We start from the raw sequence: 16,345 nt of genomic DNA, 5'->3' as shown, positions 1-16,345 counted from the left end.
TGCGCTATTCGCCCTACGCCTACCCGAAACCGTGATCCCACTCCCTGGCATCCCTCGATCCTAAAAATACGCGGACACAATCCCTCTTACAGGCTTGGCTCGGAATGTGTTCGCCGACCCCTTTCGTTCCAGGTCGCTGATGAGCCGGCCGTCGAAGTTGAGTTGGTGCAGGTGGTCGCTGCCGTAATATAGGTGGTTCAGTTGCTGGCCGGTCGGCAGGCTCAGCGTGGTCAGGTTGCTCAGCGGATCGTAGACGTAGAACAAGGCGCCTAGCGGCGTGGTCTTTGGCATCCTGACGACTGTTCGGCAGGCCGCGAAGTGTGCGCAGCAGGTGCGTGTTCTGGCTGTTTGCGTCCGAAGCGGTGTGGAAGCCAGCGTCGTCAAGTCACCAGCGTCGCATATCTACTCAACTCATCACAAACTCGTCCAAACGGGTTGTTAATACCTCCTTGGACATAGCAATCTCATCTTCCCTGTTCAGGATAAGAATAAATTCGCTTTTTGCAGGAGACAAAACCTCTACGACCTCACCCTTATAGTTCTCTAACTCAATAAAGCCGTTAGAAACACCTTCAAGATTGTCAATCTCTTGAAGCAGAGTCAAATATTTGACCAGAGCACGGGTTTCGTCGGCGCCTGCGCCAGTTTTAGGATTGTCAAAATAAACTTTAACTTTAGGACGGATCGTGCGCTTCCAATCGAGAACAGGCACAAAATGTACACGCATACTCATGAATTCTTCAACGCTTTCCTCGCCAGAAAACTCACAACGGAAAATAGGAACACACCAAAAGAGATCCCCTCGATCTATACCTGCATCCTTCATAGACCCATGGTAATTTTGTGGAAAAACAATTATATGAGTAAACAAACCAGAAGAGTGTTCACCAGCGGCGATCGGGAATATTAACGGCTTATCTATTAAGGAAAGGAAAGGAACTGAGTCAACAATAATTTCCGCCAATGCGTCATCGATAAAGTCTTGAGAGATAACGAGTAATTTAGAATTATCTTCTCGCGCTTTTAGCCAGTAGTTAATTACATATGTTTTGGTTTCATGCTGAAAAAAAAAACATATCATGACTTTTCCTTACCACACCACCATACTTATTTTCAAGCAAATCTTTAATATTCATAAACCTTCCAGAGCAAGCTAAAAAATCAATTCACCCATAAAAATAATCGAAAAACCCTCGAAAGTTTTTATTGCCTAACAGTGGAGAAATATCTGCTTCCACCCGCGCAACAAACAATGAGCTTAAGCCATCATCATCTGAGACATCAAAAATATTAAATTCACCGTAGACAATTTCGATAAGCTTTGCCAGCGCATTAAGAAAATCAGCTAACGAATCTGAAATTCTAAAAGGAGCAACCACACCATAGCTAGCGAAAACCGGTGTGTTTTCAATATTGGTTTTTGCAACCAGAGGTTTCCCACCGCCTGAATCATCCAAAACTACAACAGAAGCATGATCCCCGCCTTCGTTTAATTTAGTATTCGTATCAATATTTGTCCACTTATAGCCTATCTGCGCCTTTTCCAGCGAGTCCAAATTTACAAATTTTATTGGCGTGAACCCCGATTCAAGTTTGACATCGACTGGCTCGTAGTTATTAAAAAAATAATCTAATTGAACGGAACGATTTAAATTCGACGGCCACCTTGCGTCAACTTGACTACGTCGCCGAAAACTGCCGGGCAGACTATATTTATTGTGAACCCTAATCAATTCCAACATTGCGTCATCTATGTCGTTCATATCTACTCCCTAAACTTATATTGTCAACCACAGGATCCTGACCTTGTGGGCACTTTTGGCAAGATCAATTTAAGCGCCCCTTACCTGCATTTGTATAGCGGAAGTTTCGCAAAGCCGTATCGTGTGAAATCGATTTACCCGCCTTGTGGATAGAGTACAGCGTCGTCAGCAAATCTATGGAAATGCTTTCTTCATCATCGCAGTAAACTTGAACTTTTAATTCACATCCAAAAAGATATAGAGTGAATGTTGAGAAACTGCTCTGCATAGCGCGCTTGGAGCCGACACATCTTGACCCCTTAATACAAACCGATTTTATTTTCGTCGGCACAGTTACAAGTAGAAAAGAATAACGTTAACTTAGAGAGACTTGTACATTACAAACATCCAAATACTTCACTGCCTTTTTTTTGTGAGCTACGGCTTATCTTAAAAACCTGCATTAAATGGCACATTGCTAGCTAGAACATTTCGAGTATTGCCACGAACTTGAGAAAACTAATAACGCGACTGTGAAAAAAAACGAGTCACAGGTATCGTCCGCAACTGCCTCAACGATTAATTTTAAAGCACTACAACCTGAACCAATCGAACACACTGTTACTTTTCACACTATCCCATACGGATTATAAGGGGGACCGCTTCCACTTATCATCATAGCCGAGGCTTTCTTTTTTCTTTATCTTCCAGTTCCCCGCTTTATGTATAATCGTAATCCTTGATGTAACCTCCACACCTACGGTTTGCTGAAGCCCCACAATAACCTCATCACTTCCAGTGGATGCAATCTCTATAACGTCGCTCTGAGGATCATATGTGGGAGGGCTAAGACAACCCAAATCTATTAACCGACCAAAATTACTTTTATCCTTCAGCGCATAGCGATTTAGGATCTCCTCCAATTTATCCCTATAGCGTTTTTTTATCTCAGGATCGTCGCCTCCGTTCGCTATATTGTTTTTTCGCTCAGCAAAAAACTCCACCTCCCACAAGTTCATTTCAATGAAAAACTCATTAATACACTGTAATGCTTGCAAAGAATCTATATCAGTCATAATCAACTCCCAATATCCCTTCTAGTACTTTACTAACAAACGCCCCCACCTCCGGCACCATGTTGATGATTTTGACCCAAAAACAGGTAAGACCACCATGCACTTGCCGGTGTCACGGCTGTGCAGCTGGCCGTTGGCTTCGTAGTCGTACTTGATCTCGCCGCGCAACTTGTCGAGGGTGCGGGTCAGTTCGCCGGCCGGGTCGTAGTGGTGACGGCGGTGGATCGGGTTGTAGGCGTGCTCCACCAGCAGCTCGGGCTGGATGCCGGGGTTGTGCAGTTGCGAGAGTTTTTCCGCCGGCAGGGTCGAGGCGAACTGCCAGGCCTTGCGGCCAATGGCGTCGTAGCCGAAGCAGCTGGTGAGCTGGCCCTGGGTGCGCAGGACTTCGCGGTGCAGGTCATCGCGCTCCATATCGCTGATGAGCTGGCCGTCGAGGTTGAGCTGGTGCAGGTGGCCACTGCCGTAATACAGGTGATTCAGGTGCTGGCCGGTGGGCAGGGTCAGCGTGGTCAGGTTGCTCAGCGGATCGTAGTCGTAGGACAAGGCGCCTTGCGGCGTGGTCTCTTTGATCAGACGGCCCAGCAGGTCGTAGGTGAAGTCGAGTGTCTCTTCACTGACGCCGAGTTTTTTGCCGTGGGCAGTGGGCAGGCGTTCGATGGACAGCAAGCGATCGCCGTCGTCGTAGGTGTAATCCTGACGCGCATCGGCGTTGAGTTTGGCCAACAGCCGGCCGATGGTGTCGCGCTCGAATTCGGTGTGGCGCTGTGGCCGTTCGGCGCGTTCGCCGTAGCCGATTTCGTCGACACGCGTCAGGTGCCCGCCGAGGTTGTAGCTGAATCGACGGGTCAGGTTGTCGATGCGTTTTTCTTCGACCAAGCGGTCGGACGCGTCGTAGGCAAACTGGTACGCCGCGTTGTTTTAGTTGACCAGCGCGGTCAGGCGGATAGCCTGGTCGTATTCGTAGCGGATGCGTTGGCCTTTGGCGTCCTGGCGGCTGCTCGGCAGGCCGCGAGCGGTGCGCAGCAGGCGCGTGGTCTGGCCTTTGCCGTCGGTGTGCGTCAGGACCTGGCCGAGGGCGTTGTAGGTAAACGACTCGGCGCTGCCGTCCGGATGCTGGATGCGCAGCACTTCGCCGTCGGGTTTGCGTTCCAGGGTGGTGGTCTGGTTCAGGGCATCGGTGACGGCGATCAGGTGATGGCGTTCGTCGAAACGGTAATGGGTGTTTTTGCCCGAGCAATCCTGGAAGCGCTCGACCTGGGCCAAGGTGTTCCACCACAGGTATTATTTAATTGTTCACATTATTAAAGAGCACATTAGACACCACTATAAAATCAAAAAATATTTACTGCTGGCAAAGATCAGAACACCCTACACTTCCCAGACTCAAATAACGACAAACTTATTTTTACAAAAGCCAACGGGCCAATGGCCTTTATAATACACATCCACTATCTTCGCCCACCTATCGCCTAAACCATAATACTCTTCAGACACATATTGCCTAAAGGCAAAACACACGCCATTTCTTGCCGCAAGGCTAAAATCATACGGAACACATGTAAATTTATTTTTATCAAGATTTTTGGTAGCAGCCATTACCGCCTTATTTACCTTTATTCGCATAGCGACAAGATCGGAAGGCGGCTTTGGTAAATTATAAAAAGGATCTGGCTGGGTTGGAGAGGTAGGCAGCCATTCGACATCATCATAGTACCGCCCGAACTCAAACACCGACGGCTCCACGAAAACCTTTCGGATGTCTCCTTTATATATTAACGCGCTATCCTTTAACCCGTCAGCTCCCATATTCGAGAAAAAATCACCTCTTTCAATTTTTATGAGCTCCTCATCAATATCAATCATACTAAAATCTTATATCAGTTATTGTTCAAGGTGGCAGAGCCTTTCTTTCTTGTTGAACTGTACTCCGAAGAACGCCGCCGGCCGCGTGTGGATCTGGATTCTTGGCAAAGAATGATTAGGTAGCGCACCGTGTGTCGCCACCAGGTTCCACCACTTGTTCGCTCCACCACCTTCTAAAGGCATGATGTGATGAGGAGTTTCACCCGACGGCCAAACTCTACCGAAAAATTCAGGTCAGTTCGCGTTACGGACCACGTAACTTATAAGCTTTTATATGCCTGCTCCGCCTCGACAATCAACAGGCCAAGCTCAAGATCAAACGGCCATTGATCCACAACTACTCTTGCCATACCCAGTTCGCGTTTATTTTTCTCTGGAACATCATCCATAGAAATTAAATTCAAAGCCTGCAGCAAACACATCTTAAACTTTTCAAGTTGCTCAACAGTAGTCACAGCAAAAACCTCCTGCTTTCCTTGAGCTATTGCTTCATCAATACTTTCGACAGCCCGCGTGATTTTTTTAACCGTACTGTTATGATTTTTCATGGCACTAATAAATCCGATAGATCCGTTATATATTTCTGCATTTGTCCGCCCGGCAACCCTACGCCTTGAGCTGAAGCACGCCCTTCTATAATCGTTGCCCCTGGTGAAACTTTGAACTGAGCAATGTTAGTCATTTGATTCGACTCTGTCTTAACAGCCAGACTTTCTCTAGTTGCAGGAAAAGCCTCAAACAAATAGCGCCCTTTTGCCTTAGCATTAACGCCATCGAAATACCTCAATCCATATTCATTAGCAGATGCAGGCCTAACCTTAATGGTTTCCACCTCAAAAGATTCTAAAACTTGCTTTCTAAAAGCTCGGGGAACACCTTTACTTTTCAAGTATGCAGACGCACTCCTAACACCTGCGTACTGACCAGAGCGCGCTTGACTTACGGCAGAGCAAGTACTTAAGCCTAGAGGATCAATATAAGCAAGAAAATTTGGTCCATATGCGTAAAGATTGAAACCTCCTTTCAAGCCTATCGGATCCTGCGTAACAAACCGCCCACCCCGGATCGTAATACCGAAACGTGTTGTAGTGCAGCCCCGTCTCGTCGTCGAAATACTGCCCCTGAAACCGACAGGAAATTCTTCTGTTCGATGACGCCATTGACCGCTGAAACCTTGGCCACACGACGCCCCAGGCTGTCGTAACGATAAGCGCCGGTACTTTCCAGCTTGCCGTTGACCAACGTCTCAGCCGCTGAGAGCTCTCTATTAGTCTCCACCCCCAATATAATTGGTGCACTTAGATTACAGACCTAACTTGTAACTACTGGCATATCGCGACCAATATCAGCAGGAGCATATTGCGTATACGACCTTCAAACATCACCAATAATATAAATATAGTTTACATCTAATAGAAAGGAATTAACTTTCCAATCTCTCCCGATACCACATCAAACGAAAATCTAAAGTCCTGATTATTTATATTAACAAAGAAACACAGCTGCCCTGACACATAATAAACATCAGAATAAATTCCTCCACCAACGATGGATTTAGCGATAGCCCCGACATCCCACATTACATTTCCGTCAGGTTTAATAATTAGCGCCTTGTTTTCTTTAAGATTAAATGGAGAAATAGCCACAGCGATACCAGTACTCCCCAGCAATAGCTTTGGGATGAGCTTATCTAAACTTTCAACTTTATACGGGCGCCCAAAAAACGACCATGAAACCCCCGTTGGAAGCAATTCCCAGACGCTTAACCCCTGAGGATTAGCGTCGCGATCATACGACCCGAGATTGTCGATCACTGTAAAATCCTGGATACAACTCATTTAAACTCCACAACCACTTGAATATGGTCTCGGCTCCCCACCGACTTCATTTTCTCTCTATCCGGATAATTAAGCACCTGAATTTTAGAAAATAGAGAGGTGGCTTGAGCACATTACAAAATGGAGTGAACCGTATTGTGGGCTTAGGCAACCATTCAACATAATAATCCCCCTTGATCTCAGGTGTCGACAGCCCAACGAAAACTTTTCAAGCACTGTTTAAATATATCAACTAGTTAGCCTTTAGTTCATTTGCCCCGGCATTCGAATAAATCCCGCTTCTCCATTTTTAACGACCCGTGCAGCATCTTGACGGTCAAGGCTGCCCACCAATAAACAAGCTGAGTTGTTTTTGTGCAAAATCCATCTTATCAAGTAGTGGGTTTTCATAATCACTATAAATTTCTAAATACTCTCTTGGCGAACTTTTAATTAAATTTTCAGGAAACTCATCCATCACCAACATATCTATCACCTTCTCATAACTAATTATAATCGAGTGAAGATAATCTTCTGCACGCTCGTCTTGTAGTTTTTTTAGCTCACCCAATATATCTCGCAGCAAATCCAGCAGGCTATCTTTACTCATAAATTTGCCTTTATATAGAACTTAAGTTTCTGACACCAACAATCCAGCTCTCAGGCCAATTTTGCGGCATTAAAATTTGATCTGCGCCGCCTTTGAAAACTGTACCTGACTTGGTCGTTTGTGGTGCTACCGAGCCCACGTTGAGTGTAGTACCTTTAGGAACAAGTATCTTCGCTTCAAACTGCCTTGTGTTTTTCCACTCCGGTAAAAGTGCAGCATCTAATTTCGCTTGTATCCTGCTAGATGCTGGCGTGGTAGAGACAAAACCACCGCCCGCCTTAGCATTCCCACCAAAAACCCGGTAAGCGTAAATATCTTTAGTCGTTACTATTGTCTTGTATTCACCATTACTAAACGATTCAGCTACCCAGCTGGAAGTTTTGCTTTGTCCGTCTCAGTATAGTTGCCTTTAAGGTTTTCGCAGCTTAACCCTGGAGGATCAATCCAATCGATAGGATTTCGGGCATATTTATAAAGGTTTATGCCACCACCAAGGCCAATCGGATCCTGCGTAACAAACCGCCCCACCTCCGGATCGTAATACCGAAACGTGTTGTAGTGCAGCCCCGTCTCGTCGTCGAAATACTGCCCCTGAAAGCGCAGGTTCTGTTCGACCTCATTCACTTCAAGCTTTTCTACCGACCCCCACGCCTTGTACGTCGCCTGCCAGACAATGCTCCCGTCCGCGTCAGTCATCTCCAACGGCGTACCAATCTGATCGGTGTGGAAATAGTAAAGCTTCTGCTCCCCGCCCTCGGCCTGATCCACCCGCGCCAACGGCGCATAACTACCCGGCTCGTAAACGTACAGGCTGCTCTGCCCCGGACTTTCCTCGCGCAACATGCGCAAGCCTTGCCACAGGAAATTCTTCTGTTCGGTGACGCCGTTGACCGCTGACACCTTGGCCACGCGACGCCCCAGGCTGTCGTAACGATAAGCGCCGGTACTTTCCAGCTTGCCGTTGACCAACGTCTCGGCCTTAACCAGCCGATTCTCACCGTCATAACTGAACGTCTGCAGCTTGTTCATACCGCTGCGCTTTTCAATCAGGTTGCCCCACGCATCGTAGGTATATTCCTGATCCCGCCACTGCTTGAGCCGGTTGTCTTTGACGTGATCGAACTGGCTGGTGTTGAAGTTCAATCGGTTCGCCGCCGCGTCGTAGCGGAACTCTTCACTGTCCACCAACTTGCCGGTGTCACGGCTGTGCAGCTGGCCGTTGGCTTCGTAGTCGTACTTGATTTCGCCGCGCAACTTGTCGAGGGTGCGGGTCAGTTCGCCGGCTGGGTCGTACTGGTGACGGCGGTGGATCGGGTTGTAGGCGTGCTCCACCAGCAGCTCGGGCTGGATGCCGGGGTTGTGCAGTTGCGAGAGTTTTTCCGCCGGCAGGGTCGAGGCGAACTGCCAGGCCTTGCGGCCAATGGCGTCGTAGCCGAAGCAGCTGGTGAGCTGGCCCTGGGTGCGCAGGACTTCGCGGTGCAGGTCATCGCGCTCCATATCGCTGATGAGCTGGCCGTCGAGGTTGAGCTGGTGCAGGTGGCCACTGCCGTAATACAGGTGATTCAGGTGCTGGCCGGTGGGCAGGGTCAGCGTGCTCAGGTTGCTCAGCGGATCGTAGTCGTAGGACAAGGCGCCTTGCGGCGTGGTCTCTTTGATCAGACGGCCCAGCAGGTCGTAGGTGAAGTCGAGTGTCTCTTCGCTGACGCCGAGTTTTTTGCCGTGGGCGGTGGGCAGGCGTTCGATGGACCGCAAGCGATCGCCGTCGTCGTAGGTGTAATCCTGCCGCGCATCGGCGTTGAGTTTGGCCAACAGCCGGCCGATGGTGTCGCGCTCGAATTCGGTGTGGCGCTGTGGCCGTTCGGCGCGTTCACCGTAGCCGATTTCGTCGACCCGCGTCAGGTGCCCGCCGGTGTTGTAGCTGAATCGACGGGTCAGGTTGTCGATGCGTTTTTCTTCGACCAAGCGGTCGGATGCGTCGTAGGCAAACTGGTAGGCGGCGTTGTTTTCGTTGACCAGCGCGGTCAGGCGGATGGCCTGGTCGTATTCGTAGCGGATGCGCTGGCCTTTGGCGTCCTGGCGGCTGCTTGGCAGGCCGCGAGCGGTGCGCAGCAGGCGCGTGGTCTGGCCTTTGCCGTCGGTGTGCGTCAGCACCTGGCCGAGGGCGTTGTAGGTAAACGACTCGGCGCTGCCGTCCGGGTGCTGGATGCGCAGCACTTCGCCGTCGGGTTTGCGTTCCAGGGTGGTGGTCTGGTTCAGGGCATCGGTGACGGCGATCAGGTGATGGCGTTCGTCGAAACGGTAATGGGTGTTTTTGCCCGAGCAATCCTGGAAGCGCGGGAGGTAATGACCGTCTTCGGACCAGTAACAATAGGCGCTCTCATGATTCCTGATTAGTTATCTAAGATCAATAAAAAAACTGCATTCGAAAAAGCATAGAATGAGTGGCTGACGAGCTATTTCAGCCACTCCAACAATGAGATTTTAAAGAACTATTTCAAACTAAAATAGTCACATAAAAACACTCCACCACACTAACAAAACGCAACACCCTATATCTCAGGCAAAACAAACAAGCAACATCATTTACAATCTTATCGAATCTTCAAGTTGATTATTTCTCTCCTCTGACGGAGAGAAAGCCAGCTCCAAAACAGTTCCCGTTTTTTTATACTTCAGCAAATAATTCCCCGGATTGAAACTCACGACAGATCCTTGAATAGCGTCTGACCCGTCAGGCTCCAGATCACCACCGGTCGTATCTTCTCCTGCGCCAATAAATACCTGGCCCGATGGAAATACAAGATGTAGAGCCCCAAAGCCCTCAGCAATGTCTTCGACGATAATTATCCTATAACTACCGTCTTGTCCCACCCCCAAAAAAGCTATGTTTCCATCATTTACCTCTTGGACTTCGTCCTTGATAATACTCCACCAGTCTGGCGTATCAGAGATCCTGTGTTTTATAGCTGCGAGATCAAATACTGCGATGGTTGCAGTATCTGTATTAAAAGAAAATTCTTGAATCATAAGCCATCTCGATCAAAAACCATTAAACAAAGTCTAACCCAGCTGATGAAGAACTAAAAAAACCATTATTTATATCCTTAATAAAATCTGGATTACCGGATACGTACCCAATAACTAAATCATAAAACTCACTAAAGCTTCCAGAGACAAGAAACAAATTCCCACAATCACTCCGCAATGGAATGTCAAAATTATTATTTGAGTCGGATTCATGAAGGTGAGTTCTATCCCAATAATAAACCCCTTGTTCCCCCCGCTTGCCAATCATCACGTAGGGATTTCCTCCTCCATCCTCCCCAATAGCTACAGCCTCCTTGAGGAAATCGAGCTCATCAATAAATTCCTTATTAAAACAAACCACATCATTGCAGTCTTCTTCAGGCAGGAACCCAAAAAAACGATCAAAACTTATAGCACCTTCATCAACAGCGCTTAATGGTATCTGCACGTATTCAGGAGCTGTCAAGTAAAAGCCGTTCATTCTAGACAAGAAATTCCTATATTCAACTGAAAAAACCCTATTAAGCTCCATCTCAATATAATCGACATCAGCTGACTTCAGACCTGGCTGATATACTATTGGCATATCCTACCTCAGCATGTGGGCTTCAGTGCCATCTTTGGCGTCCTCTGCTTCGAAAGCGTTCAATCAATACAAAAGTCCCAATCATCTGTTGTAGCATCACTTGAAAGCACTGGAAGACTTTCAACAAGTTTAAACTCCAACTCGTAACCTAGCGAAACAAATGGTCCACTCAGCCCCTTAAATCCGCTAATGCTCAACGCATATAAGCCACTTAGTACATCCAAATAATCATTGTTCCCAAGACTTTCAGTATACGTATTTCTATAACCTATAAAAAAAGCACTATCCCAATCCATCAAGGCATTTAAATCAGCAACAACAACCAAACCAGACACAACTCTTAGCGGGATACCCGAATAACAAAATGCTCTCTCTGCACCATTAAAACTCGACTTCAGGCCTTCCCCTTTTAGAAAAATGCTGTATTCCATTTCAGGGATTTGATATAGAGGGAAAAGCACCCCATTTTCTATTGCGCTTATTCCAATCTCTTCATTATTAAGAAAATAATCGAACAAATCATTAGATTCTATGCCATTACTTTCAACAAAATTATTTAATACAGCCGGGTCAAAAACAACAATCCCAGGCTCAATTATTTTAATTTTTGCTATACTTCTTACCCACACCCTTCCGTAATTTTTAAAGTTGAAGGCTTTACCGATAGACTTATTCAGCGTATCACCTAATGTGACATCTTTAGCAAGCACGTCCTTTCTAAACATTATTCGCGCCTCTTTTTGAAAGAGTTTCAGGCTTTGCTTAGCTACCGGTTCTTCGGGAGCGCCGAAACCATTTACTAATCGGCACGCCTTGTTTTTTATGATCCAACTTTTTGGCTATCTCGGAAGCGACAGTAATAAAAAACAATAATCTTCAAACCCTTGCAGGCAGATTAAACTTTAAATATCGATTTCCGACTCATCTTTTAATCCTTTAACAAATATCTCAAACGAACTTGCAAGCCATCGATATGCCTTAGCATGATTGGCGGTAAAACTACTTGCCGGATCAAATGAATCAGTCGCATAAAAACATACATTACCTTCAGTCAAATCCAGGCAAAAAAAGTTACCTCCATCGTCGATGGCAAAGGGCAGCAAGGTCTGCGGGATAACGGCTTTTGAAGTCATGGCAACATAGCACCCGCCTAAAAATCTTGTGTCTGCAGCGTCGTCCACACCCGACACTGCAACTGATTTGAATTTTTTCACTCTTATAGGTTCGTATTCGTCACCGCTGTCCCACCAATCTTTATCGGATACTCCGCCATTTTGCTCCAGATAAAAATCTTTAAAAAATTCTGGCAATGGGTGTCCAATATCACTTTCCAACAACTCCAAATCAGACATACAAACAGTCGGCTCGGATTTAGACAGTTTAATTAAAGTCATTTTTAATTCCTATTTAACAAGTCGATGAAGCAGTCTTAGGTGCGCGCCCGTTGAGCCATCCCTTAGATTGAGATACGCCTACAGCATCAGCGGTACCATATGCCCCGGAAGGCAAACCGAAGTGTTTTTCGAACTGAGAAACTGAACCACCATGTGGGAAGGTAGCTTCGTGTGCTGTTGTTTTCACTAACTGCATGGTGGTCTTACCTGTTTTTGGGTCAAAATCATCAACATGGTGCCACGTATAGTCGTCAGCTGCGGAAGCCTTAATGCCTGCCTCTTTATAGGCCTGAGTGAAATCCCGCCCCCTTGCTCCTTGCATCGTGATTGTCACAATGTTTTTTTGACTACCCGAAACGGGGAATAAATCGGGAGACCCAGTGAAATCTACCCCCTTGTATGCCCAGCCCAAAGGGTCAACCCATGTATTAGCATTAGGTGCATATCGGTAGAGATTAATTCCCCCATCCAAGCCAATCGGATCCTGCGTAACGAACCGCCCCACCTCCGGATCGTAATACCGAAACGTGTTGTAGTGCAGCCCCGTCTCGTCGTCGAAATACTGCCCCTGAAAGCGCAGATTCTGCTCGACCTCATTCACTTCTAGCTTTTCTACCGACCCCCACGCCTTATACGTCGCCTGCCAGACGATCTGCCCTTCCCGGTCAGTCATCTCCAACGGCGTACCAATCTGATCGGTGTGGAAATAGTAAAGCTTCTGCTCCCCGCCCTCGGCCTGATCCACCCGCGCCAACGGCGCATAACTACCCGGCTCGTAAACGTACAGGCTGCTCTGCCCCGGCGTTTCCTCGCGCAGCATGCGCAGACCTTGCCACAGGAAAATCTTCTGTTCGGTGACGCCGTTGACTTCTGACACCTTGGCCACACGACGTCCCAGGCTGTCGTAACGATAAGCGCCGGTACTTTCCAGCTTGCCGTTGACCAGCGTTTCAGCCTTAACCAGCCGATTCTCACCGTCATAACTGAACGTCTGCAGCTTGTTCATGCCGCTGCGCTTTTCAATCAGGTTGCCCCACGCATCGTAGGTGTATTCCTGATCCCGCCACTGCTTGAGCCGGTTGTCTTTGACGTGATCGAACTGGCTGGTGTTGAAGTTCAGCCGGTTCGCCGCCGCGTCGTAGCGGAACTCTTCACTGTCCACCAACTTGCCGGTGTCACGGCTGTGCAGTTGGCCGTTGGCTTCGTAGTCGTACTTGATCTCGCCGCGCAACTTGTCGAGGGTGCGGGTCAGTTCGCCGGCCGGGTCGTAGTGGTGACGGCGGTGGATCGGGTTGTAGGCGTGCTCCACCAGCAGTTCGGGCTGGATGCCGGGGTTGTGCAGTTGCGAGAGTTTTTCCGCCGGCAGGGTCGAGGCGAATTGCCAGGCCTTGCGGCCCATGGCGTCGTAGCCGAAACAACTGGTGAGCTGCCCTTGGGTGCGCAGGACTTCGCGATGCAGGTCGTCGCGTTCCATATCGCTGATGAGCTGGCCGTCGAGGTTGAGTTGGTGCAGGTGGCCACTGCCGTAATACAGGTGATTCAGGTGTTGGCCGGTGGGCAGGGTCAGCGTGCTCAGGTTGCTCAGCGGATCGTAGTCGTAGGACAAGGCACCTTGCGGCGTGGTCTCTTTGATCAGGCGGCCCAGCAGGTCGTAGGTGAAGTCGAGTGTCTCTTCGCTGACGCCGAGTTTTTTGCCGTGGGCAGTGGGCAGGCGTTCGATGGACCGCAAGCGATCGCCGTCGTCGTAGGTGTAATCCTGCCGCGCATCGGCGTTGAGTTTGGCCAGCAATCGGCCGATGGTGTCGCGCTCGAATTCGGTGTGGCGCTGTGGCCGTTCGGCGCGTTCGCCGTAGCCGATTTCGTCGACCCGCGTCAGGTGCCCGCCGAGGTTGTAGCTGAATCGACGGGTCAGGTTGTCGATGCGTTTTTCTTCGACCAAGCGGTCGGATGCGTCGTAGGCAAACTGGTACGCCGCGTTGTTTTCGTTGACCAGCGCGGTCAGGCGGATGGCCTGGTCGTATTCGTAGCGGATGCGCTGGCCTTTGGCGTCCTGGCGGCTGCTCGGCAGGCCGCGAGCGGTGCGCAGCAGGCGCGTGGTCTGGCCTTTGCCGTTGGTGTGCGTCAGCACCTGGCCGAGGGCGTTGTAGGTAAACGACTCGGCGCTGCCGTCCGGGTGCTGAATACGCAGCACTTCGCCGTCGGGTTTGCGTTCCAGGGTGGTGGTTTGGTTCAGGGCATCCGTGACGGCAATTAGGTGATGGCGTTCGTCGAAGCGGTAATGAGTGTTTTTGCCCGAGCAATCCTGGAAGCGCTCGACCTGGGCCAGGGTGTTCCACCACAGGTATTTGGACTTTTGGGTGGCGTCGATGACGGTGTGCGGCAAGCCGTCATCGCTGTTGAGGTATTCGGTTTTGTTGCCCAATGCATCGACTTCGGCGATGAGGTTGCCTTTGGCGTCGTAGCGGGCTTTCCAGGTGCTGCCGTCGGGATAATCGACCTGTGTGACCAGCGTGGTCAGGTGGTGATACTGGTACTTGATCTTGCGTCCGAGCGGATCGGTTTCTTCGACCAGTCGCGCGTACTCGTCGTACTTGAGCTTGACCGTATTGCCGTCTGGCAGCGTCAGACCGGTCATGTTGCCGCTGTCGTCGATGTCGATGACGTAGTGCTCGCCACCGAAGTCGCGACTGGCGGTGACGCGATGATCGTCGTTGTAGTGAATTTCAGCTTCGCGCCCGAGCACATCGGTGACCCAAGTGGTGCGGGCCGTCACGTCGTAGCGGAAATGAAAATGTTCGCCATCGCTGGTCCAGTGTTCCACCACGCGGGGCTGCTCACCGATGGTTTCCCAGCGGTAATTACACGTCAGACCCAGAGCGTTGCTGTGGCTGGCCATGACGCCGTCGACGTAGCTGAAGCGCCGGACCGAATCGCTGTTGCGATTGATCACCTCGATGAGCTGGCCGTTGTCGTCGTAGCGATACTGCACCAGTGTCTCGACGGCCTGGTTATCGACGATACGTTTGACATCGGTCAGGCGACCCAGTGGGTTGTCGTAATGCAGATGAACACGTACGCCGCCGGTGGCGCTGATGTCGGTGAGCGTGCCTTCGACCGTGTGGGTGAAATGCAGGAAATGGCCGAGGGCGTTTTCGATGCGTTGCAGCGGTACGGGGACGTTATCGTCCGGTACTTCGCCGAAGTAGAAGAAGATGTTGTCGAGGGTTTGCAGCAGGTAGTGACCGCCTTCGGTGCAGACCAGATAGACCTGTTCGTGCGGATTGTAGATGCGCTCGCCGGGCTGGATGTCTACGAAGGGCACCGTGCGACCTTGATTGTCGGTCAGGTAAACGAAGCTGCCACTGCGGCGCAAACTTTGTTCCCAAAGCAACACCCAGCCCTTGCCGAGCACACTGTCGACGGTCAGGTCGCTGGCGTAGAAGCGTGACCAGTCGATGGGCATCAGGCCTGGGAGACTGAAATCAGTTTCGTCAGGGATGACCTTGCGGCCGCTGGTGGCATCGACAGGGTTGCCGACCAGACCGCCGACTGCACGCTCGATAGCCGGTCCTACGACGTAGCGACTGGCAACCTCACCCGCGACGAAGCCGGCGGTGAATTTCAACACGCAGGGCATGATGGCCTTCATGCCCGCCTGTGTTCCTGCCTTGATCAATTGAGCGATACCGCCCGCCGCACCAGCGACTGCCATGAGGATATCGACCGTGGTTCGTAACCACCCGGGGATCTCGTCGTCTACCGGCAGATAGCGGTGTGTGCCACCGCCAATGTAAACATCGCCCGAGCCGCTGGAAATCTTCGCACCGCAGGTGATCTTGTCGCCCTTGCGCGCCGCCGCCGTGCCATTGATGAAGACGTTGGTCGAGCCCTCCGCGACTTGCACCGGACCGGGATGCTTGTCGCAGGCGCCAATGCTTTTTTCGACATGGGCGGCCTTGCGGCTATTGATGAATACGTTGTCCGACGCGGAGACGATGGTTCCGGAGGGCGATGAAAACATACTGCCTATCGCCTCCCCTGCGGCAGTCAGCAGGCTACCTCCGACGCCTGCCAAAAGCCCCGCCAAAAGAGCCACCCCAAACCCACAGGTGAACGTCGCGATAGCGACCGTCGCAATCAATGCAATCCCGAGCGCGGCCCCAATCAGAAACCCATCCAGGGCACTGGTGTGGCCGATTTCATCGCCAAACCTTGCGGCTTCGAACATGA

At 50.0% G+C, this 16,345-nt stretch carries 13 protein-coding genes and 3 pseudogenes; all 16 read right to left on the bottom strand.

Features of this window, described 5'->3' with window-relative positions; genetic code table 11:
• Window positions 1-60: 60 nt before the first annotated feature.
• Complete coding sequence (locus ACIPL2_RS25785; RefSeq protein ID WP_401361156.1) at window positions 61-291, bottom strand: hypothetical protein; 231 nt, start codon at window positions 289-291, stop codon at window positions 61-63.
• 115 nt (window positions 292-406) lie between these two features.
• Entirely contained in the window at window positions 407-1,081 is a 675-nt protein-coding gene (locus ACIPL2_RS25780; RefSeq protein WP_401361078.1) for a hypothetical protein, read from the bottom strand.
• A gap of 85 nt (window positions 1,082-1,166) precedes the next feature.
• On the bottom strand, window positions 1,167-1,763 hold the full coding sequence (locus ACIPL2_RS25775) for a hypothetical protein (RefSeq protein WP_401361076.1): 597 nt from the start codon (window positions 1,761-1,763) through the stop codon (window positions 1,167-1,169).
• Window positions 1,764-2,389: 626 nt separating this feature from the next.
• Entirely contained in the window at window positions 2,390-2,818 is a 429-nt protein-coding gene (locus tag ACIPL2_RS25770) for an NTF2 fold immunity protein (protein WP_401361074.1), read from the bottom strand.
• Window positions 2,819-2,923: 105 nt separating this feature from the next.
• Window positions 2,924-4,099 (bottom strand): annotated as a pseudogene (locus ACIPL2_RS25765) (type IV secretion protein Rhs); the annotation flags it as partial.
• Window positions 4,100-4,201: 102 nt separating this feature from the next.
• Window positions 4,202-4,681, bottom strand: a complete 480-nt coding sequence (locus ACIPL2_RS25760) for a hypothetical protein (RefSeq protein WP_401361072.1) — start codon at window positions 4,679-4,681, stop codon at window positions 4,202-4,204.
• A gap of 260 nt (window positions 4,682-4,941) precedes the next feature.
• Window positions 4,942-5,229: a hypothetical protein gene (locus ACIPL2_RS25755; RefSeq protein WP_401361070.1), complete on the bottom strand. Its 288-nt coding sequence runs from the start codon at window positions 5,227-5,229 to the stop codon at window positions 4,942-4,944.
• Window positions 5,226-5,956: pseudogene (locus ACIPL2_RS25750) on the bottom strand (RHS repeat-associated core domain-containing protein); the annotation flags it as partial. The pseudogene ACIPL2_RS25750 and the gene ACIPL2_RS25755, both read right to left, overlap by 4 nt.
• Window positions 5,957-6,090: 134 nt before the next feature.
• On the bottom strand, window positions 6,091-6,495 hold the full coding sequence (locus ACIPL2_RS25745) for a hypothetical protein (protein ID WP_401361068.1): 405 nt from the start codon (window positions 6,493-6,495) through the stop codon (window positions 6,091-6,093).
• Between the two features lie 340 nt (window positions 6,496-6,835).
• Window positions 6,836-7,108, bottom strand: coding sequence for a hypothetical protein (locus ACIPL2_RS25740; RefSeq protein WP_401361066.1), 273 nt, complete (start codon window positions 7,106-7,108; stop codon window positions 6,836-6,838).
• A 417-nt stretch (window positions 7,109-7,525) separates the two neighbouring features.
• A pseudogene (locus ACIPL2_RS25735) lies at window positions 7,526-9,442 on the bottom strand (RHS repeat-associated core domain-containing protein); the annotation flags it as partial.
• Window positions 9,443-9,691: 249 nt separating this feature from the next.
• On the bottom strand, window positions 9,692-10,135 hold the full coding sequence (locus ACIPL2_RS25730; RefSeq protein WP_401361064.1) for a DUF6386 family protein: 444 nt from the start codon (window positions 10,133-10,135) through the stop codon (window positions 9,692-9,694).
• A 22-nt stretch (window positions 10,136-10,157) separates the two neighbouring features.
• Entirely contained in the window at window positions 10,158-10,721 is a 564-nt protein-coding gene (locus ACIPL2_RS25725; protein ID WP_401361062.1) for an SMI1/KNR4 family protein, read from the bottom strand.
• Window positions 10,722-10,780: 59 nt separating this feature from the next.
• A complete protein-coding gene (locus ACIPL2_RS25720) occupies window positions 10,781-11,446 on the bottom strand; it encodes a hypothetical protein (protein WP_401361060.1) in 666 nt (221 codons plus the stop codon).
• A gap of 177 nt (window positions 11,447-11,623) precedes the next feature.
• Complete coding sequence (locus ACIPL2_RS25715; protein ID WP_401361058.1) at window positions 11,624-12,115, bottom strand: SMI1/KNR4 family protein; 492 nt, start codon at window positions 12,113-12,115, stop codon at window positions 11,624-11,626.
• 13 nt (window positions 12,116-12,128) lie between these two features.
• On the bottom strand, window positions 12,129-16,343 hold the full coding sequence (locus tag ACIPL2_RS25710; RefSeq protein ID WP_401361056.1) for an RHS repeat-associated core domain-containing protein: 4,215 nt from the start codon (window positions 16,341-16,343) through the stop codon (window positions 12,129-12,131).
• Window positions 16,344-16,345 lie beyond the last annotated feature (2 nt).

Source organism: Pseudomonas sp. NPDC086251, assembly GCF_044746405.1.
Lineage (GTDB): Bacteria > Pseudomonadota > Gammaproteobacteria > Pseudomonadales > Pseudomonadaceae > Aquipseudomonas.
Note: the sequence above shows the minus strand (reverse complement) of the source record. Positions and strands in the feature narration are given on the sequence as shown.

Bases quoted from the DNA above. Each gene is read 5' to 3' on its own strand.
- ACIPL2_RS25785 (WP_401361156.1), bottom strand. From the start codon at position 291: ATGCCAAAGACCACGCCGCTAGGCGCCTTGTTCTACGTCTACGATCCG.
- ACIPL2_RS25780 (WP_401361078.1), bottom strand. From the start codon at position 1,081: ATGATATGTTTTTTTTTTCAGCATGAAACCAAAACATATGTAATTAAC.
- ACIPL2_RS25775 (WP_401361076.1), bottom strand. From the start codon at position 1,763: ATGAACGACATAGATGACGCAATGTTGGAATTGATTAGGGTTCACAAT.
- ACIPL2_RS25770 (WP_401361074.1), bottom strand. From the start codon at position 2,818: ATGACTGATATAGATTCTTTGCAAGCATTACAGTGTATTAATGAGTTT.
- ACIPL2_RS25760 (WP_401361072.1), bottom strand. From the start codon at position 4,681: ATGATTGATATTGATGAGGAGCTCATAAAAATTGAAAGAGGTGATTTT.
- ACIPL2_RS25755 (WP_401361070.1), bottom strand. From the start codon at position 5,229: ATGAAAAATCATAACAGTACGGTTAAAAAAATCACGCGGGCTGTCGAA.
- ACIPL2_RS25740 (WP_401361066.1), bottom strand. From the start codon at position 7,108: ATGAGTAAAGATAGCCTGCTGGATTTGCTGCGAGATATATTGGGTGAG.
- ACIPL2_RS25730 (WP_401361064.1), bottom strand. From the start codon at position 10,135: ATGATTCAAGAATTTTCTTTTAATACAGATACTGCAACCATCGCAGTA.
- ACIPL2_RS25725 (WP_401361062.1), bottom strand. From the start codon at position 10,721: ATGCCAATAGTATATCAGCCAGGTCTGAAGTCAGCTGATGTCGATTAT.
- ACIPL2_RS25720 (WP_401361060.1), bottom strand. From the start codon at position 11,446: ATGTTTAGAAAGGACGTGCTTGCTAAAGATGTCACATTAGGTGATACG.
- ACIPL2_RS25715 (WP_401361058.1), bottom strand. From the start codon at position 12,115: ATGACTTTAATTAAACTGTCTAAATCCGAGCCGACTGTTTGTATGTCT.
- ACIPL2_RS25710 (WP_401361056.1), bottom strand. From the start codon at position 16,343: ATGTTCGAAGCCGCAAGGTTTGGCGATGAAATCGGCCACACCAGTGCC.